Here is a 25,807-nt window from a genome sequence, read left to right as displayed (position 1 = left end):
GAGGATCGTCTACGCTTCCCAACGCCGTTCGCTCGGCCACTGCGCTTCGGCAAGCCCTGCCCGCCTGAACGGATCGATCACCGTGCCGGCGACCATCGACGCCAGGAAGCGCGGCGCCGGCGGGATCCTCGCGATCGTCGCCACCAGCCTGTCGCGGATGAAGGGCAGCACCACGGAATCCGACTGGTAGAAGGGCGTGAATGCCAGCGACAGTGCCTGGAAGACCCGCACATGCCAACGCCGCGCCTTGGCATAGGCGTCAAGCGCCGTCTCGACGCTATCCGTCCGCGCCAGCGCACAACTGAGCGCCGCGGCGTCGAGCAGCGCCATGTTGGCGCCTTGGCCAAGCTGCGGGCTGGTCGAATGCGCGGCGTCGCCGATCACGGCCAACCGCCGGCCAACCGGAAACTTCATCGTGTGGTGGCCGTAGCGGGCCAGCGAAAGCTGGTCGAAGCTCCCGATCTGGCTGGTGAACGCCTCGGCCTGCGGCCACAGCCGCACCACCCTCTCCTTCCAGGCATCGATGCCAAGGCCGCGTACCGCATCGGCATCCGCCGGCTTGAGGCTCCAGAAGAACGCCGCCATCATTTCGGCATCCGGTTCCGGCCGGCCGATCGGCAGCACGCCGATCATAACGCTGGCCTTGTCGTAGCGCTGCAAAAGCGCGTGCTCGTCAAAGCCCTTGCTTCTCCAATCCAGCGATGCCCAGAAGGCGCCATAGGTGAGCGGCCGCAGTCCGCCTGCATTGGCCACACTCTGCCGCAGTCTGGAGCGCGAACCGCTGGCGTCGACGACCAGATCGAACGGTCCTGCCCTTCGTCCGTTGCCGAGGATCAACGTCGCCCGCTCGCCAGCCTCCAGGGCTTCGATTTCAACGCCGGTCTCGATGGGGATCGCTTCGCGTTGCGTCGCATGGAAAAGCAAGCGGAAAAGGGCGGCCCTATGCACCGCTAGGCCGAAGCGGTTGCCGCGCCGGGCGTCGTAGCGGACGTCGAGCACGGTGCGGCCGGTCGAGGCATCGGCGCCATGCAGCCGGTCGATCCTGCTGCCCAGCGCCATGATATCGTCGAACAGGCCGAGATCGGCCAGCACCGTCAGCCCGGTCGGCTGCAGGATCAACCCTGAGCCAACCGGCTTGGGTTCCTCGAAGCGCTCGAAGATGGTGACACGGTGTCCGGCCCGCTTGAGATAGAGCGCCATGGCCAGTCCCGCCGGACCGGCGCCTGCAATTGCGATATCGTAGGAAATGCCGTTGCCCCCAAGCCGAACTGGCCGGGACAATCCTTCAGGCGCCGGATGAAATCAAGTCGCGACGCCCACGCGGCCCCGCTGGTCAAGCCTGTGTCTGCTCGAAGGCAGCGCGCGCGTCGCGCACCGCATCGTGGTTGTTTTCTGCCCACTGCAACAGATACTGCAAAGCGTCGAACATCGAGCGCCCAAGGTCGGTCAGGCTGTATTCGACACTGGGCGGCTTGGTCGGAAACACTTCGCGACGCACATAACCGTCGCGCTGCAGATCGTAGAGCGTCTGGGTCAACATGCGTTGCGAAATGTCGGGAACCAGCCGCCGCAATTCGCCGAACCGATAAGGCTGCTCGGCCAGGGCCGCCGTCAACAGCGAACTCCATTTGCCATTGAGTCCCTGGATGACGTCGCGGACCGGACAATCGGCAATGTTTCCGCCGTCGGTCATGGCTTTGTAGACTTCGAGTTTGGATCTCAGATTGACGGTCCGGCTGTCCATGGCTGGTTCCCTGCGTGTGCCTACCTCCCGAAAAACTGCCTTCTTTACGCCAGTAGGTCAATTCCTATTTTAGTGCTGGTCTCTTTTTGAGACTACCACTCGAACCGCCCTTCCGGCGCAATGTCAGGATCCCTCATGACCGCAACTCTTCTCGTCACCGGCGCGTCCGGCCAGCTTGGCCGCAGCGTCATCAAGCATCTGCTGGACACATACGGGGTGCCGGCGGCCCGGATCATCGCCACCACCCGCACGCCCGCCAATCTTGCCGATCTGTCGGCACGCGGCGTCACTGTTCGCGAGGCCGATTTCGACGATCAAGCCTCGCTTGCTGATGCTTTCGACGGCGCTGACCGGGCGCTCATCATTTCGACCAACGAACTGGCGATCCAGGGAAAGCGGCGCGAACAGCAGCTCGCGGCAGTCGCGGCGGCCAGCAAGGCAGGCGTCGGCCACCTGCTTTACACCTCGCTGCCCAACACCGAGCCGGGTTCCGCCGTGCTCTTTGCCCCGGACCATTACGACACCGAACAGGCGATCAAGGCCAGCGGCATTCCCTACACGATCTTCCGCAATGGCTGGTATGGCGAGAACCTGTTCATGGCGATGCCGCAAATCCTCGCATCGGGCCAATGGTATACGTCGGCGGCCGACGGCGCCATTTCCTATGGCGCGCGTGACGATCTCGCCGTGGCCATTGCCAGGGAGCTGGCTTCGGACAACACCGAAAGCACGACTTACACGCTGACCGGCCCCAAGGCTTATACATCAGCCGAAGTTGCGGCGCTGGTCACCGAAGTCACCGGCAAGCCGATCCAGGTCGTCCAGCTCTCCGATGAAGCCCTTACCGAGGGGATGAAAGCCGCTGGCCTTCCCGAGCCGATCGCCAGGCTTCTGGTGTCCTTCGACGCCGCCACGCGCGCCGGCGATCTTGGCATGGTGACGGACTCGGTCGAGACGCTTTCCGGCCGGAAGTCGCTACCGCTGAAGCAGTTCCTCGAAGCCAACAAGGCCGCGCTGCTGGGCTGAAACGCGCGCGGCGGGAAGTCTTTTCCCGCCGCGCTATTTCGGGGTTTTGACCAGCCCAAGCCGGACCAGGCTTTCTCCGGTGGCGGCCAGCGCGTCCTCGCGCGAGCGCGGCTCCCAGCCGAGCATGCGCACCGCCTTGGCGTTGGTGGCATTCTTGACCTTGCCGAGTTCCGTCACGAGTTGCGCGGCTTCCGCGTTGAACAGGCCGACCGCCCGCACCAGCCAATCGGGAATCTCCCGCGTCGAAACCCGCGCGGCGGCCGGGCCGAGTCGCGTCTTCACCGTCCGCGCAATCGCCCGCACGGTCATGAAATCGCCGGCGACGGCCAGAAACCGCTCCCCCTTGGCTGCGGGATTGGTCATGGCGCGCACATGCAGGTCCGCCGCGTCGCGCGCATCGACCACGCCAAAGGACAGGCGCGGCAATCCGGGCATGGCACCGTTCATCATGCGCTGGACGAATTCGGTGGAGGTCGAATGATCGGATCCCAGTACAGGGCCGAAAATGCCGACCGGATTGACGACCGCCAATTCCAGTCCGCCGCCCTCGGCGGCGACGAACTCCCAGGCCGCGCGTTCGGCGAGCGTCTTTGATTTCACATAGGCGCTGACGTTGGCCGTGGGATCGGTCCAGTTCTCCTCGGTGAAGGGTCGCCCGTCGGGCGGCATCTCGCCATAGCCGATAGCGGCGAAAGACGAGGTAAGCACCACCCGCCTGACGCCGGCATCCCGCGCCGCCCTGAGCACGCGCAAGGCGCCTTCGCGAGCCGGGATGATCAGCTCATCCTCACGCTTCGGCACGCCGGGCGGGAACGGTGACGCGACATGCAGGACATAGTCGCAGCCGGCGACAGCGTCGGGCCAGCCGGCGTCGCTCATGAGGTCGGCCACGGCAAAGGAAAGCCTGTCGTCCGGCTCGGCGCCGCCGGCCTTCAACATGGCAAGGACATCCGCCTCGCGCTTGGCGGAGCGCACCGTCGTGCGCACGCGATAGCCCGCCTTCAACAGGGCAAGAATACAATGAGCGCCGAGAAACCCCGATCCGCCGGTTACAAGCACCAATTCGCCGCTCATACCGCCTCCCCCTTCAGGCCGAGGCGATCGTGCCTGTCAGATCGCCACCTGCGTGCCGATTTCTACCACACGTCCGGTCGGGATCTGGAAATATTCCGTCGCATCGGCGGCCGTGCGCGCCAGGCCGATGAACAGCCGGTCCTGCCACACCGGCATGCCGGAATTGGGCGAAGCCTTCAGCGAACGCCGCGACAGGAAGAAGGAAGTCGTCATGATATCGAACTTCCAGCCCTGCTTGCGGCAGATCGCCAGCGCACGCGGAATGTTGGGTTGTTCCATGTAGCCGAAAGTCAGCGTCACCCGCATGAACAGCTCGTTGACCGTCTCCATCTTGACGCGCTCGCTGTCGGGCACGATGGGCTGCGGCGCCGTCACCACCGAAAGGATGACGTTCTGTTCGTGCAGCACCTTGTAGTGCTTGAGGCTGTGCATCAGGGCGGTCGGCGCGCTGAGTGGATCGCTGGTCAGGAACACCGCGGTGCCGGACACCAAATGCGGCTTCTTCTTCAACAGATTGCCGGCGAGGAAATCGAGCGGGATTTCATTGCGGCGCGTCTTGTCGAACAGATAGCGGCTGCCGCGCACCCATGTCCACATGCCCAGCACGATCGTGAAGGCCACGACCAGCGAAGCCCAGCCACCTTCGAACACCTTGACGATGTTGGAGGCGAAAAAGCCGATGTCGATGAAAGCGAACAGTGCGGTCAGCGGGATCGCCAAAGACAGCTTCCACTTCCAGATCCGGGTCATCACCACATAGAGCAGCACCGTCGTCACCAGCATGTTGCCGGTCACCGAGATGCCGTAGGCGGAGGCCAGCTTGCTCGATTCGCCGAACCCGACCACCAGCATCATCACCACCAGCGCCAGCAGAAGGTTGACGCGCGGCATGTAGATCTGGCCGGACTGCTTTTCCGATGTGTGCAGGATTTGCAGCCGTGGCAGCATGTTGAGCTGAACCGCCTGGCGGGTCAGCGAAAAAGCCCCGGAAATGACCGCTTGGCTGGCAATGACGGTAGCCGCCGTCGCAAGCACCACCATCGGGATCAGCGTCCATCCCTCGTTCATCTCGAAGAATGGATGGCCCACCACACCGCCATTCGCCAGTATGAAGGCGCCTTGCCCGGCATAATTGAGCAGCAGGCAGGGGAACACGATCGCCAGCCAGGCGAGCACGATCGGCTTGCGGCCGAAATGGCCGAGGTCGGCATAGAGGGCCTCCGCGCCGGTCACGGCAAGGAAGACGGCGCCGACCGTCACGAAGGCGACGTCGGGCGAATTGATCAGGAACGCAACGATATAGTGCGGGCTGACGGCCCACAGGATTTCCGGATCGACGATGATGTGATTGATGCCGGATAGGCCGATGGCCAGGAACCACACCGCGGTCACGGGGCCGAACACCAGCCCAACGCCCCCGGTGCCGAAGCGCTGGACGGCAAACAAGATTGCCAGGATGACCAGCGTCAATGGCACGACATAGGGCTGGAAGGTGGGCGTGACGACATTCATGCCCTCGACCGCCGAAAGCACCGAAATCGCCGGCGTAATGACCGCGTCACCGAAAAACAGCGAGGCGCCGACGATGCCAATGCCGAGAATCACCGCCGAGCGTTTCGGAAAACTCCCGCGTGCCAGCGCCATCAGCGACAGCACGCCGCCCTCGCCGCGATTGTCGGCGCGCAGCACGAACATGATGTACTTTACCGTGACGGTGATGGTCAGCGACCATATGATCAGCGACAGCACGCCGAGAATATCGGCACGGGTGGCGACATCGCTGCCGGACGAAGCGTGCAGCGCCTCGCGTAGCGCATAGATCGGGCTTGTCCCGATATCGCCATAGACAACGCCGAGCGCGCCCAGCATCAGCACCTTGGTGCTATGCTGTTCGATTTCGGGATGGCTCGATTGGTCGACGGGTTCTGCCTCACTACCAGCATTGGCAAGGGCCATGTACGACACTCCCATAAACGCGCGGTGCTCTACGCTTGCTGCAGTGCAATATCAAGTGCCGTTGCGTTATGGCACTCATGCTGGCGGCGCGCGGCTCTTTTGGGCGACTTCTCGCGGATGTCGGTCCCTGCGGACGTTCGCAGGCTCATGTCCGGACCCTGGCAAACCTGCAGGCCCGGCGAGCACGGGTCTGTTAAATGGCGACCTGCGTGCCGATTTCAACGACCCGGCCGGTCGGGATCTGGAAATATTCCGTCGCATCGGCGGCCGTGCGCGCCAGGCCGATGAACAGCCGGTCCTGCCACACCGGCATGCCGGAATTGGGCGAAGCCTTCAGCGAACGCCGCGACAGGAAGAAGGACGTCGTCATGATATCGAACTTCCAGCCCTGCTTGCGGCAGATCGCCAGCGCACGCGGAATGTTGGGCTGTTCCATGTAGCCGAAAGTCAGCGTCACCCGCATGAACAACTCGTTGACCGTCTCCATCTTGACGCGCTCGCTGTCGGGCACGATGGGCTGCGGCGCCGTCACCACCGAAAGGATGACGTTCTGCTCGTGCAGCACCTTGTAGTGCTTGAGGCTGTGCATCAGGGCGGTCGGCGCGCTGAGCGGATCGCTGGTCAGGAACACCGCGGTTCCGGACACCAAATACGGCTTCTTCTTCAACAGATTGCCGGCGAGGAAATCGAGCGGGATTTCGTTGCGGCGCGTCTTGTCGAACAGATAGCGGCTGCCGCGTATCCACGTCCACATGATCAGCCCCATCAGGCTGGCAACAGTGATCGAGACCCAGCCGCCCTCCACGATCTTCACGACATTGGCCAGGAAGAAGCCGGTGTCGATGACGCCGAACAGCAAAGTCAGCGCCAGGGCGAGCGCCAGCTTCCATTTCCACAGCTTGCGCATCACCACGAACAGCAGGATCGTCGTCATCAGCATTTCGCCGGTCACCGAAATACCGTAGGCGGAAGCCAGCGAACTCGAGCTGCCGAAGCCGACCACCAGCAGCATCACCCCCAGCGCGATGAGCAGGTTGACGCGGGGCATGTAGATCTGGCCGAGTTGCATTTCGGACGTATGCTGCACCTCGATGCGCGGCAGAAGGTTGAGCTGCACCGCCTGGCGGGTCAGCGAGAAAGCCCCCGAAATGACCGCTTGGCTGGCAATGACCGTCGCGGCCGTTGCCAGCCCCACCATCGGCATCAGTGCCCATTCAGGCAGCATCTGGAAGAATGGATTGTCCGGTTTTCCGTCATTGGCGAGCACAAAGGCGCCCTGCCCGAAATAGTTGAGCAGCAGACAGGGAAAGACCACGGAAAACCACGCCAGCACGATCGGCTTGCGTCCAAAATGGCCGAGATCGACATAAAGCGCCTCGGCGCCGGTTACCGCCAGGAACACGGCGCCGACAGTGACAAAGGCGGCTGTGGGTGCGCTGGCAAGATAGGCAACCGCATGATAGGGGTTGACGGCCAGCAGGATCGATGGGTCGTCCATCAAGTGCCAGAATCCCGCTACGCCGATGGCGAGGAACCACAGAGCCGTCACCGGCCCGAACACCGCCGCCACCTTTCCCGTGCCGAAACGTTGCACGGAGAACAGGACCGCAAGGATGACCAGCGTGATCGGCACGACATAGGCATCCAGCGTCGGGGTTACCACCCTGAGGCCTTCGACCGCCGACAGCACCGAGATGGCCGGCGTTATGATCGAATCGCCGAAAAACAGCGCCGCGCCGCAAAGGCCGATCACCAGGATCATTCGAGCGCCTTTGGGATAGGCGCTACGCGCCAACGACATCAGCGACAGAGTGCCGCCTTCGCCTTTGTTGTCGGCACGAAGCACGAAGGCGACATATTTGATGGTGACGATGATCGTCAGCGCCCAGACGATCAGCGACAGCACGCCAAGCACGTGAACGCGCGTATCGATGCCGGGCGAAGCATGAAGCGCCTCGCGGAAGGCGTAAATCGGACTTGTGCCTATATCGCCATAGACAACGCCGAGCGCGCCCAGCATCAGCACCTTGGTGCTGTGCTGCTCAACCCCGGAATGGCTCGATTGCTCGACGGTTTCAGGCTCGCTCCCGCTATTGGCAAGGGTCATCGACCACTCCCCGACAAGCGCGCGCTGCTCTTTGCATGCTGCGATACGATATCAAATGCACGCGACTGGCTGCCATATCAAGACGAAGCATTTCCCCCTACCAGCCGCAAGCCCTGAGAAACCGGCCCACCGTACCGGCCATGCCATACTCCAATGCGTCGGCTGTCAACCCATGTCCGATCGACACTTCCGCCAATGCCGGAATGCGCCTTGCCAGCGCGGGCAGGTTGCCCACCGTCAGATCGTGCCCGGCGTTGACCTGAAGGCCGGCGGCGAATGCCGCGTCAGCCGTTTTCCCCAATTTTTCCAATTCTTTGGCCGCCTTACCGGAATCGGAATGGTAGCTGCCATAGGGACCAGTATAGAGTTCGATCCGATCGGCGCCGGTATCGCGCGCGGCCGCCATGCCGGCGGGATCCGCGTCGGAAAACAGAGAGACCCTGAAACCGCCCTTCTTCAGACGCCTGACGATCGGAGTGAGCAACGCCGCATCCGCGACGAAGTTCCAGCCATGGTCCGAGGTTGCCTGTGCCGGATCGTCGGGAACCAGCGTCACCTGTTCGGGCTGATGCTTCTCTACAAGCGCCAGGAAATCCTCGCTCGGATACCCCTCGATGTTGAATTCCGCCTGCGGGAACTCATCGTCGATCAGCGCCCGGATCTCAGGCAGGTCGGAATACCGGGTGTGACGTTCGTCGGGGCGCGGATGCACCGTCAGCCCATGCGCCCCCGCGGCAAGGGCAAGGCGGCCGATACCGATCACATCAGGCCATGGCAGGTCGCGCCGGTTGCGCAGCATGGCGATGGCGTTGAGGTTGACAGAAAGCTTGGCGGGCATGGGCTTGGTGTCCGTGAAACAGGCGATCATGGCGCGCCACGCTCATTCGTTCCGGCACGGCGCATTTTGAGACGGCGCATCTATAGCGTCTTTGACGGGAACAGATAGGGCCTTTCCGGTGTTCCAGAAGACCAACATACTCCACCAAAGAGAGGCACCACCTTGAATTTCCTCCAATCCGTGCCGGCGATCCGCCGCATCGAGACCAGCCGCGACGACCTCTTTGCCATAGATGTGGTCGGCCACGTCTCGGCCGCCGACGCCGAGAACCTGTTCGGCCTGCTGGAGGCGGCCTATCTGCTCCACCAGAGAATCGACGTCGCCGTGCGCATCGTCGATCACGAAGGCGTCGACTGGTCCGACATCTCCGATGAAACCATCAACAAGGGTGCCGTCCACGCATTGGAACATATCGGCCGTTGCGCCGCTATCGGCGCCCCCGACTGGACGCCGAACGCGCGACACGCCCTGCCCGCGTCGTCGCCCGTCGAATTCAGGCATTTCAGGATCGAGGACGAAGCTGCCGCCTGGGAATGGCTGGGGGCGCGGCCGACAAGCGAGGAGGCCACGGCCGCTCCAGAGAAAGGATGAAACGGCTCTCGCGGCTCCACTGATTTCCGCTATCTGACGATGGTCAGCCGTTCGGCGGCCCGTGTGATAGCCGTGTAAAGCCAGCGCTGGCGCGTTTCCTTGAAGGCCCAACTCTCGTCGAACAGCACGATCTCGTTCCACTGCGAGCCCTGCGCCTTGTGTACGGTCAGAGCGTAGCCATAGTCGAAATCGTCGAAGCGCTTCTTCTGCTGCCAGGGGATGTCGGCGTCCGGATCCTCGAACGCCGCCTTGAGCAGCTTGATCTTGGCCACGCCGCGGTCCGGATCGTCCTCTTCGGGCGAAACCAGAAGGTTGATGCCGGGCTTCACCGTCTCGCGCGACGAGGTCATTACCTTCCACAGCGAGCCGTTGAGCAAGCCCTTGGCCGGGTCATTGCGCAGGCACACCAGCTTGTCGCCAGCCTGCGGATAGTCGGCATTGAACCCCTTCAGTTCGCGCAGGCGCTGGTTGTAGCGGCGACGCGTGCGATTGGTGCCGACCAGCACCTGGTCGGCCCTGAGCACCAGGTCCTGGTTGACGTCTTCCTTGCCGATCACCTGCGCGGTGCCATAGTCGCCACGCATGAATTCGCGGCCCTCGCGCACATCGAGCGCCAGCCGCAGGATCGGATTGTCGCGCGCCTGCCGATGGATTTCGGTCAGCAAAAAGTCCGGCTCATGGTCGGTGAAGAAGCCGCCGCCCGAGATCGGCGGCAACTGGCCCGGATCGCCCAGCACCAGGATCGGCGTGCCGAAACTCATCAGGTCGCGGCCGAGCTGCTCGTCGACCATCGAGCATTCGTCGATGACGACCAGTTTCGCGCGCGAGATCGGGCTTTGCCGGTTGAGCGAAAAGGTCGGCGACATAGAGGTCTTGCCGGTCACCTCGTCGGCCACCGATTCCTCGCCCTTGGGCCTATAGATCAACGAATGGATGGTGCGGGCGTTGACCGCGCCCTTGGAGCGCAGCACTTGCGCCGCCTTCCCGGTGAAGGCGGCGAACTGCACCTGGCCGTCGACATGCTCGGCGAAATAGCGCGCCAGCGTCGTCTTGCCGGTGCCGGCATAGCCGAACAGCCGGAACAGTTGTGGCTTGCCGGTCTGCAGCCAGCGCGCGACTGCCTGCAGCGCCTCGTCTTGTTGCGGTGAAAATTCCATCTGATCGTGTGACCGGATTCGCGAGGCAAACACAAGATAGGCGCCATCGACATTGCCGGTGGCGAACTCCCGTGCGATTGACGCTATCAGCCGCGAACAAGAACGTAAAGCGAACGAAGGAGCGGTCGTGCAAACGTCAGTCGGCAGCGCGCGGATCGTTCTCCAGCAGGATCGGCTTGCCGTGTGGCGTGGCGTGCGCGGCGCGCTCCCAGGCCTGCGCCATCGCATCGACATCAGGCTTGGCGGCCAGCCCCTTGGAGGCAAGCAGCCCTTCCAGCGCCGCCAGCCAGTGCTCATAATAGTCATGACCGTCCGCGGCGGCGCCTGGCTTCTTCACCTCGGCCGACAGGGCATGCGCCCACTCGCTCCATGAAAACAGGCCCCTGTCGTGCAGTGCCACCGTCATGGCGAAGGCTTCGGCCTGCCATGGCTCGTCGAAAACCGGCGCGTCGAGGCCGGCGGGCAAACCGGCGGCGGGCCCGTTCGCTTCAGGCCGGCTCAAGATAGCTCTCCCAGGCATCGATCGAGACGGTCAGCGTCGGGTCGGCGCCATCGCCCCAGATTTCCGTGCCGTCGAAGGCCACGGTATAGACCCATTGCGGATGCTCGCCCCGCCCATGCGCGTTGCTGTCGGGAAAGACGAAGCCGTCGCGCACCGCCTCGATCGTGCCCTGCTTGTCCCGTGCATAGCGCGGCAGCCTGGTATGGCCGGTCGGATTGAAGTTTCTGGTCCGCACCGCATCGCCGACCTTGAAGCGCGGCGCTGTCTCGACTGGCCGGTTACACGGACCGCCCTTGGCGAGCACGGCCGGCACGTTCTCAGCTTTCAGCACCCTTTTGGGTGTCGCCGCCGGATCGATCGCCTCGCCCGCCCCGAGGTCGCGCTCACTGACGAAACCATGGCGCTTGAGCAGGGTCTCCAGCGCCTTGATCCAGATCTGATAGTAGCTGGAGCCATAATAATCGGCCGGATGCAGCGATTCCCGTGCGTGCCGGCTCTCGTCGATGTTCCAGGCTCCCATGGCGCCGGCGCAAAGCGTGACGCCGAGCGCCCGCCTCTCCCACGGAGCGTGGAAACAGGGCTCATCCTTTTCGGGCGCGACCGGCCCGAACCCCATCTGTCCGCCAAGATCCTGGGGGCCATTCATGCCGGCTCACCCTTTATATCGCCTTTTTGGGCCAGTCCCGTGCCGATCATGGCGTCGCGGCTCACCAGTCCGGCCAGCCGCTCCTCGCTCCAACCCTCGGTGCCCTCGGGCCGCATCGGCACCACGAGATAACGCAGCTCCGCCGTCGAATCCCAAACGCGTATCCTTGTCCCGGCCGGCAGCACCAGCCCGAATTCCTCGAGCACGCCGCGCGGATCGATCACCACGCGCGACCGATAGGGCGGCGCCTTGTACCATACCGGCGGCAAGCCAAGCACCGACCATGGATAGCAGGAGCACAGCGTGCAGACGACGAGGTTATGAGTATCCCCGGTGTTGAACACCGCCTGCATGTGCTCGCCCTGGCGGCCGGTGTAGCCCAACGATTCGATCGCCGCCGTCGCGTCGCCCCTCAGCCACTCGGCGTAGGTGGGATCGCTCCAGGCCTTGGCCACCACCCTGGCGCCGTTGCGCGGGCCGATCTTCGTCTCGTAGGTATCGACGATGACGTCGATCGCGGCCGGATCGATCAGCCCCTTGCGGGTCAGGATGGTTTCGAGCGCACGCACCCGCGCGGCAAACGGATCGAGTTCGTTGTCATGGTCATGATCGTGGGACATGGCCGCAAAACTACGGTCCCGATCCGCCGGCCGCAAGCGCCGTGGCTTGGGCCAACGGGGACCGGTGACATGTCCGCCTGCTACTCCGCGGCCGTTTTCTGCGGCTCGCCGGGAACGTCGTCATTGGTGCCGAACAGCGAGGGCTGGTCGCCGTCTTCGATCAGATGCAACTCGGCTTTGCGCTTCGGCATGAGCCCGACCAGCCAGCCCGACAAGTTCTCCATGTAGACATAGATCACCGGCGTCACGAACAGCGTCAGCGCTTGCGAAGCGAGCAAGCCGCCGACAACGGCTACGCCCAGCGGCTGGCGCAGTTCCGCGCTGGCGCCTGTGCCGAGCGCGATCGGGAACGTGCCCATCAGGGCCGCCAGCGTCGTCATCATGATCGGCCTGAACCGCATCAGGCAGGCCTTGTGGATGGACTCCTTGGCCGACATACCTTCCCGTCGCAGTTCCAGCGCGACGTCGACCATCATGATGCCGTTCTTCTTGACGATGCCGATCAGCATCAGAATGCCGATCACCGCAATGACGGACAGATCCATGCCGGCGAAGCGCAAGGCGACAACCGCCCCGAGCACAGCCGACGGCAAGCCGGTCAATATGGTGAGCGGGTGGATGAAGCTCTCATACAGAATGCCGAGCACGATGTAGATGGTCAGGATCGCGCCGCCGATCAGCAGGCCCTGGTTGGCAAGCGAATCCTGGAAGGTCTTGGCCGTACCGGCAAAGCTCGTCGAGATCGCCGTCGGCATGCCGATCTGCTCTTTGATCGCATTGATGCGGGTCACGCTGTCGCCGAGCGCGACGCCTTGCGGCAGATTGTAGGAAATGGTCACCGCCGGAAGCTGGCCGAGCTGGTTGACCGTCAGGGCGCCGGCCGTGCGGTCGACCCTGGCGAAGGCGCCGAGCGGCACCAGGCTGCCGCTGGTTGTCCTGATCTGGATGGCCAGCATCCGCTCCGGCGACCAGGCGATCTTCGGGTCGAGCTCCATGACAACCGCGTAGCTGTCGGCCGAACCGAAAATCGTCGAGACCTGCGCGGTGCCAAAGCCACCGTAGAGACTGGTGCGCAGCGTATCCGTGTCGATGCCGAGGTTCGCCGCCTTATCGCGGTCGATGACCAGCGTCGCCTGCAAGGCATTGTTCTGCAGGTCGTTCGTAACGTCGGCGAACGTTGCGTGATCAGCCGCCATGGCGTCGCTCATCTTCTGCGCCCAGATGTCGGTCTGCCCCGTATCGAGGCCCTGAACCACCAGTTGATAAGCGCTCGCCGAGGAACGCGAGCCCAGCCTGAGGTTCTGCACCGGCTGCATGTAGGCCTCGATGCCGGCCACATTGGACAGTTGCTTTCTCAGGTCTGAAAGCACCTTCTCGATGCCGGGACGCTGGCTCTTGTCCTTCAGTTGCACATAAAGCCGGCCCTGGTTGAGCGCGCCGCCTCCGCCTCCGCCACCCACCGACCTGGCGACATGCGTTACGTAGGGGGAATGCGAGAAGACGTCGGCGACCTCGTTCTGCAGCCTCACCATGGCGTCGAACGAGATGTCCTGCCGGGCGATGGTCGTCACCGACACCTGGCCGATATCCTCTTGCGGGAAGAAGCCCTTGGGCGACACCTGGATCAGCCACGCCGAGGCCGCCGCGGTGCCGATGAAGACGAGGAACACCAGGAAGGTGTTGCGCAGGCAGAAACTCAGCAGCCAGTCATAGCCACGCGTGAAGAGATCGTGCTTGTGGCCATCGCCATGCGCCTTGCGGTCGGCCTTGGTCAACGACAGCAGCCGCGAGCAGAGCATCGGCGTCAGCGTCAACGACACGAACATCGAGGCCAGGATGGCGACGGTCACCACCACGGCGAACTCGTTGAAGATGCGCCCGATCACGCCGCCCATCAGGAGCACCGGGATGAACACCGCCACCAGCGAGATCGAGATCGAAATGATGGTGAAGCCGATCTCGCGCGCGCCCTTGAGCGACGCGTCGAAGGCCGACAGCCCGTCCTCTTCCATGTGGCGGAAGATGTTTTCGAGCATCACGATGGCATCGTCGACGACGAGACCGACCGCGAGCGTCAGACCCATCAGCGAGATGTTGTCGATGGAAAAGCCGAACAGGAACATCGCGCCGAGCGTGGCGATCAACGAGATCGGCACCGCCACGGCCGGGATGATCGTCGCCGTCACCCGGCGCAGGAACACGAAGATCACCATGACCACCAGCGCGATGGTCAGAAGCAGCGTGAACTGCACATCGTTGACCGCCTGACGGATCGAGGTCGAGCGATCGTTGAGCAGCTTGATCTGGGCGGCGGCCGGCATCTGGTCCTGGAAGGTCGGCAGCATCGCCTTGACGCGATCGACGACATCGACGGTATTGGCGTCGGGCTGGCGTTGAACGGCAAGGATGATGGCGCGGGTGCCGTCATACCAGCTCGCCGTCGTCGTGGTCTCGACCGAGTCGATAACGCGTGTCACCTCCCCCAATCGCACCGGATGGCCATTCTTGGTGGCGATGATGAGGTTTGAAAAACCGGCGGCATTGTCCAACTGCGTGTTCGCCGTGATGGTCAGTTGCTGCTGGCTGTTCTGCAGCACGCCGAGCGGCGTGTTGCTGTTGGCCGAGGCAATAGCCGCCTGCAACTGGTCGATCGAAATGCCGCGAGCGGCAAGCGCGGTCGGATCGATCTGGACGCGAACAGCGTATTTCTGCTGGCCGTAGATTGACACTTGCGCCACGCCGTCGATCGTCGACAGCGACGGCGAGATGACATTTTCGGCGAAGGCGTCGAGGTCGGTGAGCGGAACCGTGTCGCTGACCAGCGACATCAGAAGGATCGGGGCGTCGGCGGGATTGACCTTGCGGTAACTCGGCGGCGACGTCATCTGCGGCGGCAGTGATTTCTGGGTGCGCGCGATGGCGGCTTGCACGTCGGCCGCGGCCGCGTCGATATTCCGGTTGAGCACGAATTGGATGGCGATCGAGGTCTGGCCAAGCGAGTTGGTGGTCGAAATGGAATCGATGCCGGCGATGGTCGCGAACTGCTTGATCAGCGGCGTCGCCACGGATGTCGCCATGGTTTCCGGCGAAGCGCCCGGCAGCGAGGCCGAGACGTTGACCACCGGAAATTCGGCGCTCGGCAGTGCCGCCACCGGCAGGAATTTGTAGGCGAACAGTCCGCCCAGCACGAGGGCGAACGACATCAAAAGGGTGGCGACCGGCCTGCGAATGCAGAATTCGGAGATCATTGGGCCGCCTCGCCGGCGTTGGTCGCCTGGGCCACCTTGGGTGGTGCCTCCTTGCCTTCATGCACCGCCGCGCCGTCCTTCAGCCTCGTCTGGCCTTCGGTGACAACCTTTTCGCCGCTTTTCAGTCCCTGGCTGATGGCGCTGTTTTGGCCCTGGGTCAGCGCCACCTGCACCAGCCGCATCTCGACGGTGTTGTCCGGCTTGACCACATAGACGAACGGCCCCTTCTGGCTGGGTTGGACCGCCACCGTCGGAACCGAGGTCATCCGCGGCATGATGCCGGCGTCGAGGACGACATTCACATACTGGCCTGGCCACAGCGAAAGATCGGGATTGGGAATGCTTGCCCGTGTGGCAATCGTGCCCGACGCGGTGTCGACGCTGGAATCGACGAAATCGAGCGTACCCTTGCCGATCGGCGTCGGGTCGCCGCTCTGGGTCAAAGTCACCGCGTTCTGCTGTGGATCTGCAAGCGCCTTGTGCAGCAGCGCGAGGTTGCTTTCCGGCAGGCTGAAGTTGACCTGCAGCGGGTCCATCTGGGTGATGGTCACCAGTGGCGTCGCCGTGCTGCTGTTGCCATTGCTGACGGTCACCAAGTCGCCGACGGCGACGTTCACGGCACCCAGCCGGCCGGCGATCGGCGCGGTGATGGCGGCAAAGCCAAGCTGGACATTGTCCGCGTCGATCGTTGCCTTGTCGGCATCGACGGTTGCCGCGGCCGCCTTCTGCGCTGCAACGGCCTGGTCGTAGGTCTGCTGCGTACCGGCCTGCTTGGCGACAAGATCCTTGGCGCGCTGAAGGTCTGAATTGGAGCTGGCGAGCAACGCCTGGTCCTTGGCAAGCGCTGCCTGGTCCTTGGCGAGTTGCGCCTTCAGCGCCCGGTCGTCGAGCGAGAACAGGAGGTCGCCTGCCTTGACCATCTGCCCGTCCTTGACGTGGATCGAGACGATCTGGCTGGAGACACGCGCGTTGATGTTGACCACGGCTGGAGAGGATACGAAGCCGATGGCATAGCGCCGGATCGGGAAATCGGCGGTCGTCGCCGTCGCCGAAACGATCGAGGCGGAACGGGCGCCATTGCCGCCCCCGGCCTGCTTGCCACCTGCCGGCTTGTCGGCCGCCGGCTTATCAGTGGCGACGACCTGCTTTGCACCGATGATCTGTTGAGCCTTGATCAGCGCGTCCGGCGACAGATAGAGCCAGGCCGCAGCCGCACAGGCAACCGCCAGCAATGATAGAATGACTTTTCCACGCATCGACAAAAAGACCTCTCCGTCCGACACGCCATAGCCAGATGGTCGTATTCTAGCGCAATTCGCGGCCCGTTGCCGCGATTTCGCCGAATAGATAGGACACGCGTTTGTCGGAAAAGGGCCAAAACGCGGCATTACGAAGATTTAATGTGCACTGCACAATGGCTGTGCAGCCGGCTATTGTCGCGGGCCGAAGCCCGTCATGGGCACCAAAAGACCAGGCTTTAAGCCTTGCCCAGATGCTTCGGCCAGAATTCCTGATGTACTTCGGCGGCTTCATCTTCGAGGTTCGGGCCAACCACGGTGACGATGCGCGCGCCGGTTTGCAGCACCGCCCGGCTCGGCACGTTCAACCCGATCCCGGCGATCTCGCCAAGCCGCGCTTCGGAGCAGGCAAACACCATACGCCCGATGCCCGACCAGTAAATCGCCCCGGAGCACATCGCGCACGGCTCCGTGCTGGTATAGAGCGTGCAGTCGGCGAGAAAAGCGGTGTCGTAGTGCCGTGCCGCCAGTTTAACCAGGTTCATCTCGGCGTGGTTCGTCATATCGCGGCCCGTAAAGACGCTGTTTTCGGCGCGCAGGATGACTTCGCCGTCCTTCACCAGCACCGAGCCAAACGGCTCGTCACCGTGTTCCATCGCGGATCTCGAGAGCGCAATCGCCTCGCGTAAAAACGGCTCGTGGCTTTCCATGAGACTCCCCCCAAAGAGGCTAGGCTGGATGATCTTGTCCTGAAGCGGAGGGATTTCCAAGGGGCTGCAAATCAGATTCAGGTCGGCGATCCGCATCTGGCTCCAATCGATGAGCCCTGGGCCTATGTCAGCATCGGCCACAACGTCGCCGCCAGCAGCAGGCCCATGGCGATGTTGAACCATTTCAGCCGCAGCGGATCCGACAGGAACCCGCGCAGCGCCGTACCGAATCCGGCCCAGACCGAGACGCTGGGAAGATTGACCACGGTGAAAGCCACGCCAATCAGAATGACGGACAGGAATGGCCGTTCCGGATTGGTGTAGACGGCCATCGCGGTGATGGCCATCACCCAGGCCTTGGGGTTGACCCATTGGAAAGCCGCCGCATCCATGAACCGCATCGGCCGTCCCTCCGACTCACGCTTGCCGCTGAGCGAGCGCGACATGGCGATCCTCCAGGCGAGGTAGAGCAGATAGACGGCACCGGCGACCTTCAGCCCGGTGTGCAGCGCCGGAAACGCGGTCAGCACCGCGCCCAGCCCGAAGCCTACGGCGAGCAGCAGGACGAGAAAGCCGATGCTGATGCCCAGCATGTGCGGCACCGTCCTGGCGATGCCGAAATTGACGCCGGAGGCCAGCAGCATGAGGTTGTTCGGCCCCGGCGTGATCGAGGTCACGAAGGCGTAGATGAGGAGAGCGAGGAATGCGTCGAGAGACATGATATCCTCCCAGATACGTCAGCGCTATTGTCTCTTTTCGACAGCTGTAAAAAGGCCAGTGCCGACCGTTGGTCATGCCAGTCCTACACTCGCCTAAAATTTCGGATGGGTTAAGTCGGCCTACATGCCTTGCGGACCGCGATTCATCGCCGCCACGCCGGTGCGGCAGATTTCGACAAGGCCGAGCGGCTTCATGATGGCGATGAACTGGTCGAGCTTGGAACCCTTGCCGGTGATCTCGAAGATGAAGTGCTCGGTGTTGGCGTCGATGACGCTGGCGCGGAAAGCGTCCGCAAGGCGCAGCGCCTCGACCCGAGCCTCGCCGGTGCCGGCGACTTTGACCAGCGCCAGTTCACGCTCCAGCGGCCGCTCCTGGCCAAGCTCGTGCGAGCGGACAGTCAGATCGACCACACGATGCACCGGCACGATGCGTTCGAGCTGGTTCTTGATCTGCTCCATCACATGCGGCGTGCCACGCGTTACGATGGTTATGCGCGACAGGTGCTTCTCATGCTCGGTCTCCGAGACGGTCAAGCTCTCGATGTTGTAGCCGCGCCCGGAAAACAGGCCGATGACCCGGGCGAGCACGCCCGGTTCGTTGTCGACCAGGACGGAAAGCGTATGGATTTCGGGCCTCTCCGTCTCCTTGGCTATGAAGTAGGCGGAACCGGTGGGTTGAAGGTGCTGTGCGTTCATGACATGAATCTCGAATTCTTGACCTAATTGTTTGTTTTCGCACGGCTTCTTTGACCAGCCCTGCCTTGGCTCGTCGCCTACACCAGTTCCCTGCCCTTGGCGTCGATGGCATTGGCCACGGCCTCGTCGGTGGCCTCGTCGGGCAAAAGCATCTCGTTGTGCGCCTTCCCCGAAGGGATCATCGGGAAGCAGTTGGCGAGCGTCGCCACGCGGCAGTCGAACAGCACCGGCTTCCTGACCGAGATCATCTCCTTGATCGCGTCGTCCAGCTCGTCGGGCTTGTCGCAGCGAATGCCGTGGCCGCCATAGGCCTCGGCCAGCTTGACGAAGTCCGGCATCGCCTCGGTGTAGGAGTGCGACAGACGGTTGCCGTGCAGCAGCTGCTGCCACTGCCGCACCATGCCCATATACTGGTTGTTGAGGATGAAGATCTTGATCGGTGCGTCATACTGCACCGCCGCACTCATCTCCTGCATGGTCATCTGCACCGAGGCGTCGCCGGCGATGTCGACGACCAGCGCGTCGGGATGCGCGATCTGAACGCCGAGCGCGGCCGGCAGGCCGTAGCCCATCGTGCCCAACCCACCCGATGTCATCCAGCGGTTCGGCTTCTCGAAATGATAGTGCTGCGCCGCCCACATCTGGTGCTGGCCGACCTCGGTGGTGATGTAGGTGTCCATGGTCTTGGTCAGTTCGTAGAGCCGCTGGATGGCGTATTGCGGCATGATCACGTCGTTGTTCATCTTGTAGGCGAGTGAATCGCGCGCGCGCCATTTGGCGATCTGCTCCCACCAGGGATAGAGCGCCTTCTTGTCGGTCTTGGCGGTTGCCCGCCACAGCCGCACAATGTCTTCCAGCACCCGGCCGACATCGCCGATGACAGGCACTTCGGTGTGGACGTTCTTGTTGATCGACGACGGATCGATGTCGATGTGGATCTTGCGCGAATTCGGCGAGAACGCCGTCAGCCGGCCGGTGATGCGGTCGTCGAAACGCGCGCCGATGCAGATCATCACGTCGCAGTCATGCATGGCCATGTTGGCTTCGTAGGTGCCGTGCATGCCCAGCATGCCCAACCAGTTCTTGCCCGAGGCCGGATAGGCGCCGAGCCCCATCAGCGTCGAGGTGATCGGGAAACCGGTGAGGTCGACGAGTTCGCGCAGCAGATGGCTTGCTTCCGGGCCGGAATTGATGACGCCGCCGCCCGAGTAGATGATCGGTCTCTTGGCGCTAGCCATCAGTTCGACCGCTGCCTTGATCTTCTCCAGGTCGCCCTGGACCTTCGGTTGGTAGCTGGTGCGCGGCGCGATCTGTGGCGGGACGTAAAAGCCCTTGGCGAACTGCACGTCCTTCGGGATGTCGACCACAACCGGACCGGGACGGCCGGTCGTCGCGACATGGAAGGCCTCGTGGATGGTCGCGGCGAGGTCATTGACGTCCTTCACCAGCCAGTTGTGCTTGGTGCAGGGCCGCGTGATGCCCACCGTGTCGCATTCCTGGAACGCGTCGGAACCGATGAGCGAGGTCGGCACCTGCCCCGTCAGGCACACCAGCGGGATCGAATCCATCAACGCATCCTGCAGTGGCGTCACCGCATTGGTGGCGCCGGGGCCCGATGTCACCAGCATGACGCCGGCCCTGCCGGTCGATCGCGCATAGCCCTCGGCGGCGTGGCCGGCGCCCTGCTCGTGCCTAACCAGAATGTGCTCGATCTCGTCCTGCTGGAAAATCTCGTCGTAGATCGGAAGGACCGCGCCGCCGGGATAACCGAAGACATGCTTGACGCCATTGTCCTTCAGCGCTTGCACCACCATTTCGGCGCCCGTCATCTCCCTGCCTGGCATTTCGCGCCGCTCGTTCTGTCCATTGCTCATCGGTCTGGTCCCGTACTGTCGCCCCTTGGGCGTTGCCATTTGGGTGTTGTTGGTCGTTTAGTCGTGTTTCAGGCAATAAAAAAGGCCCCCGAGGGAGCCTGTGTGTTGCGCATGGGAGGTTTTCGCCCGGCGGTTACACCGCCTTGCCCACGCGCCTTCCTACGAGGATGAGTGCCGTTTTCATGGTGGCGGACCATAAAGGCGAACTCGCGGGGTCGTCAATGGGGTACGGCACGAATTCACCCGGCCGTGAGATCGGCTCCGCCACGCGCTACCATAGTACAGTTGAGCCGGTCCCGAGGACGCACCACTATGCCGGGCCAACGACGTGCTTGGGAGGAGACGCGTTGCCGGCGAACGGGAGTCCCGTCCCCACTTAGGGGGATCCCGGCCGCTTGCTGTTCCAGAGGAAGCCCGATCAGGCGTCTTGGATACCGACAACCGGAGGAGAAACCATGCTCGAGAGAACACCAACCACGAAGGCGCAGGCGCTGCTCGACAAGTTTGGCAAGGCGCTGGAGACCGGCGACATCGATGCGGCGGTCAATTGCTTCCAGGCGGATTGCTACTGGCGCGACCTCGTCACTTTCACCTGGAACCTCAGGACGATGGAGGGCCAGGATCAGGTCCGCGACATGCTGAAAGTAACCTTGGCGCAGACCCGGCCAAGTGACTGGAAGGTGGCGGAAGGCGAGGAAGCGAGCGAGGCGGACGGCGTCACCACCGCCTGGATCACCTTCGACACCGAGGTGGCACGCGGCTTCGGCCTGGTACGGTTCAAGGGCGACCTTATCTGGACATTGCTCACAACCATGGCCGAACTCAAGGGCCACGAAGAGAAAGCCGGTTTCACCCGCCCGCTCGGCGCCAAGCACGGCCACGGCAAGGACAGGAAATCGTGGCGCGAGGAGCGTGACGATGAACTCGCGGAGCTCGGCCGCAGCAAGCAGCCCTATGTCGTGATCATCGGCGGCGGCCAGGGCGGCATTGCGCTCGGCGCGCGCCTGCGCCAGCTCGGCGTCTCGGCCATCATCATCGAGAAGAACGAGCGGGCGGGCGATTCCTGGCGCAAGCGCTACAAGTCGCTCTGCCTGCATGATCCGGTCTGGTACGACCATCTGCCCTATATCGACTTCCCCAAGAACTGGCCGGTCTTCGCGCCGAAGGACAAGATCGGCGACTGGCTCGAGATGTACACGAAGGTGATGGAGCTCAACTACTGGAGTTCGACCACGGCCAAGAGTGCAAGCTACGACGAGAAGGCCAAGGAATGGACCGTCGTCGTCGAGCGCGACGGCGAGGAGATCACGCTCAAGCCGAAGCAACTCGTGCTGGCCACCGGCATGTCCGGCAAGGCAAACTGGCCGAAATACAAGGGGCAGGACATCTTCAGGGGCGAGCAGCAGCATTCCTCGACCCATCCGGGCCCGGACAAATACCGCGGCAAGAAGGTCGTGGTCATCGGCTCCAACAACTCCGCCCACGACATCTGCGCGGCGTTGTGGGAAGCAGGCGCCGACGTGACCATGGTGCAGCGCTCCTCCACCCACATCGTCAAGTCCGACACGCTCATGGATATCGGCCTGGGCGCGCTCTATTCGGAGCAAGCCGTCGAGAATGGCATGACGACGCGCAAGGCCGACCTGATCTTCGCCTCCCTGCCCTACCGCATCCTGCACGAGTTCCAGATCCCGCTTTACGAGCAGATGAAGGAACGCGATGCCAAGTTCTACGCGGACCTGGAGAAGGCCGGCTTCCTGCTCGATTGGGGCGATGACGGCTCGGGACTGTTCATGAAATACCTGCGCCGCGGTTCGGGCTACTATATCGACGTCGGCGCCTGCGACTTGGTCATCGACGGCTCGATCAAGCTCAAGAGCGGTCCGGGTGCGGCGGTTCAGGAGCTGACCGAGGGCGGCGTGAAATTCGTGGATGGCACCGAATTGCCGGCCGATCTCGTCATCTACGCCACAGGCTATGGCTCGATGAACGGCTGGGCTGCGGATCTTATCTCGCAGGACGTGGCGGACAAGGTCGGCAAGGTCTGGGGCCTTGGCTCCAACACCGCCAAGGACCCTGGTCCCTGGGAAGGCGAGCAGCGCAACATGTGGAAGCCGACCCAGCAGGAGGCGCTGTGGTTCCATGGCGGCAACCTCCACCAGTCGCGCCACTATTCGCAATATCTGGCGCTGCAGCTGAAAGCCCGGCAGGTCGGCTTGCCGACCCCGGTCTACGGCCTGCAGCAGGTCCATCACAGGGCCTGAAGCAAAAAGGCGGGGTGTGACGGAAGCCCGGTTATGTCGGGCTTCGTCCTTATGTCGCCCTTTGGGACGCGAAATTTTCCACGACGCGCTGCAGCAACGGCACATAGTCGCGAAACGCCCGCGTCCGCATATTGGCGACCTTGCCGCCCTCGTCCCAGACGCGAACCCGCACCGCTTCCTCGTGGAACGGATTCTCGCGGAACGCGGCCACCTCGTCCGCATTCATCGGTCCGCCCTGCAGCGACAGCGTATGCACCGAAGCCGGCGACAGCCTGGAGAAATAGGTCGGGTCGGTGGCGCAGAGATAGCGCTTGGCGGCGACATGCAGCCGGACGCATTCGACGATGACCGGCGGGAAGAACGGCGCCAGCACCTCGCCGCCGGCCTCGTCATGGTGCTTGTCCTCGACGTCGTCGGGCGAATAGGTGCCGAACTCGCTGGTGTAATGGCCGATGTCGTGCAGCAGCGCGGCGGCCACGAGCACGTCGGGCGCGCCATCCTGTTCCGCCAGCCATGCCCCTTGCAGCATGTGCTCGGACATTGTCACCGGCTCGCCGAGGTAGGATTCCGCGCCCCGGCGCTCGAAGATGTCGGCGATGAATTCGACGATATTGTCCGCGTTCAGATTTTGGCCGGTCATTCCGCTGCCTCCTTGAAGCCGTGTTCGATCGCGGCGAGCGTCGACAGCAGGCCGTCCTTGTCGGCGTAGCATCCCTGCAGCCAGCGCTTGCCGGTGCCCGAAAACGCCTTGCGGGCATGCATGACGCGGGTGTTGTCGACTATGAAGGCCTGGCCGGGCTCTAGCTTGAAGGTTACTTCGAAGGATGGATCCTCGATCAGCTCCGCGAAGCGGCGGTAGGCCGCATAGTAGCGATCCATGTCGGCGAACGGCACATCGACGGTCGGCGCCAGCGAGCGGTTGTTGAAGCGGATGCAGATCAGTTCGCCGTCGGGTCCAAGCTCGATCATCGGTCGTTTGGACCGCAGCCGCACGCCGGATGAACCTGCATATTCGAACCGCGCCGCATGGGAGCTCAACAGTCGGAAACCGTCGGGGTTTTCCGCCTGCAGGGCGGCAGCGACGGCAAAGCCGTCGACCACGCTGGATTCGCCGCCCTCCACCGTATTCTCGATGCAGGACAGGATCTGCAGCGTGGGCACCGGATCGCGATAGGGATTGTCGGTATGCGCCTGCAGGCCGAGATTGGTGTAGGCGAGATTATTCGGGTTGACCTCGGCGCGCACTTCGAACCAGCGCCCGTAATTGGTTTCCCTGATGTAGCCGAAAAGGTCGGACACCTTGCAAAGCGAACCGGATTCGATTGGCAAGCCATCCATCACCGCGAAGCCATAGGCTCGAACTGCCGACAGCCATTGGCCCAGGACGGCACGATCGCGGCTGGCGGCGATGTAGCCGGCGCGCGGTACCGAATTCTGCATGCTGGTCTTGGTCCAGCGCGTGATGTCCTCGCCTGTCCAACCGGGCTGGCGGGCAGCCTCGCGATCGTAGGCGTTGGCGTTCAGCCATGCAGCGGGAAAGCTGACCGTCTTCTGTTCTGGCGGGAAGGTGATTTCGAGGACATCACCTTTGATCGAAGCCGCGCCGATCCGCGTCTCGGCAGGGATATCGAGGATGGTGATGAGCCGCTGGCCGTTGCCGGCACTGCGCGTCTGGTCGTCGAGCGCATTGTCGCGCAGCCAGATGGCGTGAAAGCGGGTGCGACCCCCATCCTCCCAGCCAAGTTCGATTGTTGTGCCTTCATCGCCAACCAGCGCGTGGGTGAGCATGGAATCCGTCCTGTCCGCCGTTGTCCACGGCTTGTTCCGTGGGTTTCTATTGCATGTTGGACCCACGACAGACATAATTCAAATTATCATATTTTGGCCAATGGCATCGATTAACTAATGGCTCGACGTCTCGTCCCCGCCTTGCCTCCACTCGACTGGCTGCGCAGTTTCGAGGCTGCGGCACGGCTGTCGAATTTCACCGCGGCGGCTGCCGAACTCGGCCTGACCCAGGCGGCCGTCAGCCAGCATATCCGGCTGCTCGAGGAACGGCTGAAGACGCGGCTGTTCTTGCGGCTGGCGCGTGGGGTCGCGCTGTCGCCGGAAGGTGCCGCCTACCTGCCGCACATCCAGTCGGCCTTCGCCACCATCTCCAGCAGCACCACGCAATTGTTCGAACCCCGCGCCGTCCGCACCGTCTCGATCCGGGTGCCGATCTCGTTTGCCTTGCTGGCGCTGGTCCCGGCGCTGCCCGACCTCGTCGAGGCACTGCCGCGCATCCAGCTCGATCTGGTGACGATCCATCGCCCGACCGACTACGATCTGCCGGGCTCGGCGCTCGACATCCGGTTCGGCAACGGATCCTTTCCTGGACGCGAGGCCGAGAGACTGACCGCCGAGCGGCTCGTGCCGGTGGCAAGCCCCGCCCTGGCCAGTGCCGCCGATTGGACATCCCTGCCGCTGCTTCTCGTGGCCGGCGCGCGCGAGATGTGGGCGGAATGGTTCGCGGCGGCCGGATTGGCCGGCCATCCCCAGCGGTCGCACCGCTTCGACAGTTTCGTCGCCGCGATGGCGGCAGCGAGCGCCGGCGCCGGCGTGCTTTTGGGATCTCGGCCGCTTGTCGATGGCGCACTCAAGAGCGGCGCCCTGATCCCACTTTCCGATTTCGAACTCTCCAGCACCTCGGGTCATTTCCTGACCAGGCCTTCGAGCGCGCACCTGACCCGTCCCGAGCAGGATTTCCGCGACTGGCTGCTAACGCGCCTCGCCGGGAAGGCCATGACCTGACCGG

General features: G+C 63.3%; 22 protein-coding genes. 4 read left to right on the top strand and 18 right to left on the bottom strand.

Going from position 1 to position 25,807, the window contains the following annotated elements:
* Positions 1 to 9: 9 nt before the first annotated feature.
* Positions 10 to 1,281 (bottom strand): FAD-dependent oxidoreductase, encoded by a 1,272-nt coding sequence (locus tag LB556_RS20050; protein WP_224569470.1) that lies wholly within the window; start codon positions 1,279 to 1,281, stop codon positions 10 to 12.
* Positions 1,282 to 1,333: 52 nt separating this feature from the next.
* The gene (locus LB556_RS20045; protein WP_224569469.1) at positions 1,334 to 1,744 is read right to left on the bottom strand and encodes a winged helix-turn-helix transcriptional regulator; all 411 of its coding nucleotides are present in this window, start codon (positions 1,742 to 1,744) and stop codon (positions 1,334 to 1,336) included.
* A 135-nt stretch (positions 1,745 to 1,879) separates the two neighbouring features.
* Here LB556_RS20045 and LB556_RS20040 point away from each other — a divergent pair, with 135 nt between their 5' ends.
* Entirely contained in the window at positions 1,880 to 2,770 is an 891-nt protein-coding gene (locus LB556_RS20040) for an SDR family oxidoreductase (RefSeq protein WP_224569468.1), read from the top strand.
* A 33-nt stretch (positions 2,771 to 2,803) separates the two neighbouring features.
* On the opposite strand, the gene LB556_RS20035 is transcribed toward LB556_RS20040, so the two are convergent.
* The 4 genes from LB556_RS20035 to LB556_RS20020 all read right to left on the bottom strand — a co-directional run bounded on the left by LB556_RS20035 (position 2,804) and on the right by LB556_RS20020 (position 8,745).
* On the bottom strand, positions 2,804 to 3,844 hold the full coding sequence (locus tag LB556_RS20035) for an SDR family oxidoreductase (RefSeq protein WP_224569467.1): 1,041 nt from the start codon (positions 3,842 to 3,844) through the stop codon (positions 2,804 to 2,806).
* A gap of 36 nt (positions 3,845 to 3,880) precedes the next feature.
* Positions 3,881 to 5,800: a potassium transporter Kup gene (locus LB556_RS20030; RefSeq protein WP_224569466.1), complete on the bottom strand. Its 1,920-nt coding sequence runs from the start codon at positions 5,798 to 5,800 to the stop codon at positions 3,881 to 3,883.
* A gap of 193 nt (positions 5,801 to 5,993) precedes the next feature.
* Complete coding sequence (locus LB556_RS20025) at positions 5,994 to 7,907, bottom strand: potassium transporter Kup (RefSeq protein ID WP_224569465.1); 1,914 nt, start codon at positions 7,905 to 7,907, stop codon at positions 5,994 to 5,996.
* Between the two features lie 97 nt (positions 7,908 to 8,004).
* A complete protein-coding gene (locus LB556_RS20020) occupies positions 8,005 to 8,745 on the bottom strand; it encodes a pyridoxine 5'-phosphate synthase (protein WP_224569464.1) in 741 nt (246 codons plus the stop codon).
* Between the two features lie 162 nt (positions 8,746 to 8,907).
* On the opposite strand from LB556_RS20020, the gene LB556_RS20015 reads away from it, so the two are divergent.
* Positions 8,908 to 9,336 (top strand): STAS/SEC14 domain-containing protein, encoded by a 429-nt coding sequence (locus LB556_RS20015; RefSeq protein WP_224569463.1) that lies wholly within the window; start codon positions 8,908 to 8,910, stop codon positions 9,334 to 9,336.
* Between the two features lie 29 nt (positions 9,337 to 9,365).
* Here LB556_RS20015 and LB556_RS20010 read toward each other — a convergent pair whose 3' ends face one another.
* From LB556_RS20010 to LB556_RS19965, 10 genes are all read right to left on the bottom strand, one after another.
* Positions 9,366 to 10,493, bottom strand: coding sequence for an ATP-dependent RecD-like DNA helicase (locus tag LB556_RS20010; RefSeq protein ID WP_224569462.1), 1,128 nt, complete (start codon positions 10,491 to 10,493; stop codon positions 9,366 to 9,368).
* 136 nt (positions 10,494 to 10,629) lie between these two features.
* The gene (locus LB556_RS20005; protein WP_224569461.1) at positions 10,630 to 10,995 is read right to left on the bottom strand and encodes a nitrile hydratase accessory protein; all 366 of its coding nucleotides are present in this window, start codon (positions 10,993 to 10,995) and stop codon (positions 10,630 to 10,632) included.
* Positions 10,982 to 11,641 (bottom strand): nitrile hydratase subunit beta, encoded by a 660-nt coding sequence (gene nthB / locus LB556_RS20000; RefSeq protein ID WP_224569460.1) that lies wholly within the window; start codon positions 11,639 to 11,641, stop codon positions 10,982 to 10,984. The genes LB556_RS20005 and nthB overlap by 14 nt, the downstream gene beginning before the upstream one ends.
* Positions 11,638 to 12,261, bottom strand: coding sequence for a nitrile hydratase subunit alpha (nthA, locus tag LB556_RS19995; RefSeq protein ID WP_224569459.1), 624 nt, complete (start codon positions 12,259 to 12,261; stop codon positions 11,638 to 11,640). The genes nthB and nthA overlap by 4 nt, the downstream gene beginning before the upstream one ends.
* Positions 12,262 to 12,341: 80 nt before the next feature.
* Entirely contained in the window at positions 12,342 to 15,509 is a 3,168-nt protein-coding gene (locus LB556_RS19990; protein WP_224569458.1) for an efflux RND transporter permease subunit, read from the bottom strand.
* A complete protein-coding gene (locus LB556_RS19985; protein WP_224569457.1) occupies positions 15,506 to 16,765 on the bottom strand; it encodes an efflux RND transporter periplasmic adaptor subunit in 1,260 nt (419 codons plus the stop codon). The genes LB556_RS19990 and LB556_RS19985 overlap by 4 nt, the downstream gene beginning before the upstream one ends.
* 221 nt (positions 16,766 to 16,986) lie before the next feature.
* Complete coding sequence (locus LB556_RS19980; protein ID WP_224569638.1) at positions 16,987 to 17,457, bottom strand: nucleoside deaminase; 471 nt, start codon at positions 17,455 to 17,457, stop codon at positions 16,987 to 16,989.
* 122 nt (positions 17,458 to 17,579) lie between these two features.
* Positions 17,580 to 18,176: a LysE family translocator gene (locus tag LB556_RS19975; protein WP_224569456.1), complete on the bottom strand. Its 597-nt coding sequence runs from the start codon at positions 18,174 to 18,176 to the stop codon at positions 17,580 to 17,582.
* Between the two features lie 120 nt (positions 18,177 to 18,296).
* A complete protein-coding gene (gene ilvN, locus LB556_RS19970) occupies positions 18,297 to 18,872 on the bottom strand; it encodes an acetolactate synthase small subunit (protein WP_224569455.1) in 576 nt (191 codons plus the stop codon).
* 77 nt (positions 18,873 to 18,949) lie between these two features.
* Entirely contained in the window at positions 18,950 to 20,746 is a 1,797-nt protein-coding gene (locus tag LB556_RS19965) for an acetolactate synthase 3 large subunit (RefSeq protein WP_263485387.1), read from the bottom strand.
* 455 nt (positions 20,747 to 21,201) lie between these two features.
* Here LB556_RS19965 and LB556_RS19960 point away from each other — a divergent pair, with 455 nt between their 5' ends.
* On the top strand, positions 21,202 to 23,010 hold the full coding sequence (locus LB556_RS19960; RefSeq protein ID WP_224569454.1) for an NAD(P)/FAD-dependent oxidoreductase: 1,809 nt from the start codon (positions 21,202 to 21,204) through the stop codon (positions 23,008 to 23,010).
* Between the two features lie 49 nt (positions 23,011 to 23,059).
* Here LB556_RS19960 and LB556_RS19955 read toward each other — a convergent pair whose 3' ends face one another.
* Complete coding sequence (locus LB556_RS19955; RefSeq protein WP_224569453.1) at positions 23,060 to 23,650, bottom strand: HD domain-containing protein; 591 nt, start codon at positions 23,648 to 23,650, stop codon at positions 23,060 to 23,062.
* The gene (locus tag LB556_RS19950; protein ID WP_224569452.1) at positions 23,647 to 24,798 is read right to left on the bottom strand and encodes a gamma-butyrobetaine dioxygenase; all 1,152 of its coding nucleotides are present in this window, start codon (positions 24,796 to 24,798) and stop codon (positions 23,647 to 23,649) included. The genes LB556_RS19955 and LB556_RS19950 overlap by 4 nt, the downstream gene beginning before the upstream one ends.
* A gap of 117 nt (positions 24,799 to 24,915) precedes the next feature.
* On the opposite strand from LB556_RS19950, the gene LB556_RS19945 reads away from it, so the two are divergent.
* Positions 24,916 to 25,803, top strand: coding sequence for a LysR substrate-binding domain-containing protein (locus LB556_RS19945; RefSeq protein ID WP_224569451.1), 888 nt, complete (start codon positions 24,916 to 24,918; stop codon positions 25,801 to 25,803).
* Positions 25,804 to 25,807: the final 4 nt, after the last annotated feature.

This window comes from Mesorhizobium sp. ES1-4 (genome assembly GCF_020164745.1).
Classification (GTDB): Bacteria; Pseudomonadota; Alphaproteobacteria; order Rhizobiales; family Rhizobiaceae; genus Mesorhizobium.
The sequence above is the reverse complement of the archived record's forward strand: the minus strand, read 5'-3'. Positions and strand labels throughout refer to the sequence as shown.

What these genes read in the sequence shown, in the direction of transcription:
- LB556_RS19945 (WP_224569451.1), top strand. Translation starts at nt 24,916, where the DNA reads ATGGCTCGACGTCTCGTCCCCGCCTTGCCTCCACTCGACTGGCTGCGC.
- LB556_RS19960 (WP_224569454.1), top strand. Translation starts at nt 21,202, where the DNA reads ATGCTCGAGAGAACACCAACCACGAAGGCGCAGGCGCTGCTCGACAAG.
- LB556_RS20025 (WP_224569465.1), bottom strand. Translation starts at nt 7,907, where the DNA reads ATGACCCTTGCCAATAGCGGGAGCGAGCCTGAAACCGTCGAGCAATCG.
- LB556_RS20035 (WP_224569467.1), bottom strand. Translation starts at nt 3,844, where the DNA reads ATGAGCGGCGAATTGGTGCTTGTAACCGGCGGATCGGGGTTTCTCGGC.
- LB556_RS20030 (WP_224569466.1), bottom strand. Translation starts at nt 5,800, where the DNA reads ATGGCCCTTGCCAATGCTGGTAGTGAGGCAGAACCCGTCGACCAATCG.
- LB556_RS19975 (WP_224569456.1), bottom strand. Translation starts at nt 18,176, where the DNA reads ATGTCTCTCGACGCATTCCTCGCTCTCCTCATCTACGCCTTCGTGACC.
- LB556_RS19985 (WP_224569457.1), bottom strand. Translation starts at nt 16,765, where the DNA reads ATGCGTGGAAAAGTCATTCTATCATTGCTGGCGGTTGCCTGTGCGGCT.
- LB556_RS19965 (WP_263485387.1), bottom strand. Translation starts at nt 20,746, where the DNA reads ATGAGCAATGGACAGAACGAGCGGCGCGAAATGCCAGGCAGGGAGATG.
- LB556_RS19990 (WP_224569458.1), bottom strand. Translation starts at nt 15,509, where the DNA reads ATGATCTCCGAATTCTGCATTCGCAGGCCGGTCGCCACCCTTTTGATG.
- LB556_RS20040 (WP_224569468.1), top strand. Translation starts at nt 1,880, where the DNA reads ATGACCGCAACTCTTCTCGTCACCGGCGCGTCCGGCCAGCTTGGCCGC.
- LB556_RS20045 (WP_224569469.1), bottom strand. Translation starts at nt 1,744, where the DNA reads ATGGACAGCCGGACCGTCAATCTGAGATCCAAACTCGAAGTCTACAAA.
- LB556_RS19980 (WP_224569638.1), bottom strand. Translation starts at nt 17,457, where the DNA reads ATGGAAAGCCACGAGCCGTTTTTACGCGAGGCGATTGCGCTCTCGAGA.
- ilvN (WP_224569455.1), bottom strand. Translation starts at nt 18,872, where the DNA reads ATGAACGCACAGCACCTTCAACCCACCGGTTCCGCCTACTTCATAGCC.
- LB556_RS19955 (WP_224569453.1), bottom strand. Translation starts at nt 23,650, where the DNA reads ATGACCGGCCAAAATCTGAACGCGGACAATATCGTCGAATTCATCGCC.
- LB556_RS20020 (WP_224569464.1), bottom strand. Translation starts at nt 8,745, where the DNA reads ATGCCCGCCAAGCTTTCTGTCAACCTCAACGCCATCGCCATGCTGCGC.
- LB556_RS20010 (WP_224569462.1), bottom strand. Translation starts at nt 10,493, where the DNA reads ATGGAATTTTCACCGCAACAAGACGAGGCGCTGCAGGCAGTCGCGCGC.
- nthB (WP_224569460.1), bottom strand. Translation starts at nt 11,641, where the DNA reads ATGAATGGCCCCCAGGATCTTGGCGGACAGATGGGGTTCGGGCCGGTC.
- LB556_RS19950 (WP_224569452.1), bottom strand. Translation starts at nt 24,798, where the DNA reads ATGCTCACCCACGCGCTGGTTGGCGATGAAGGCACAACAATCGAACTT.
- nthA (WP_224569459.1), bottom strand. Translation starts at nt 12,261, where the DNA reads ATGTCCCACGATCATGACCATGACAACGAACTCGATCCGTTTGCCGCG.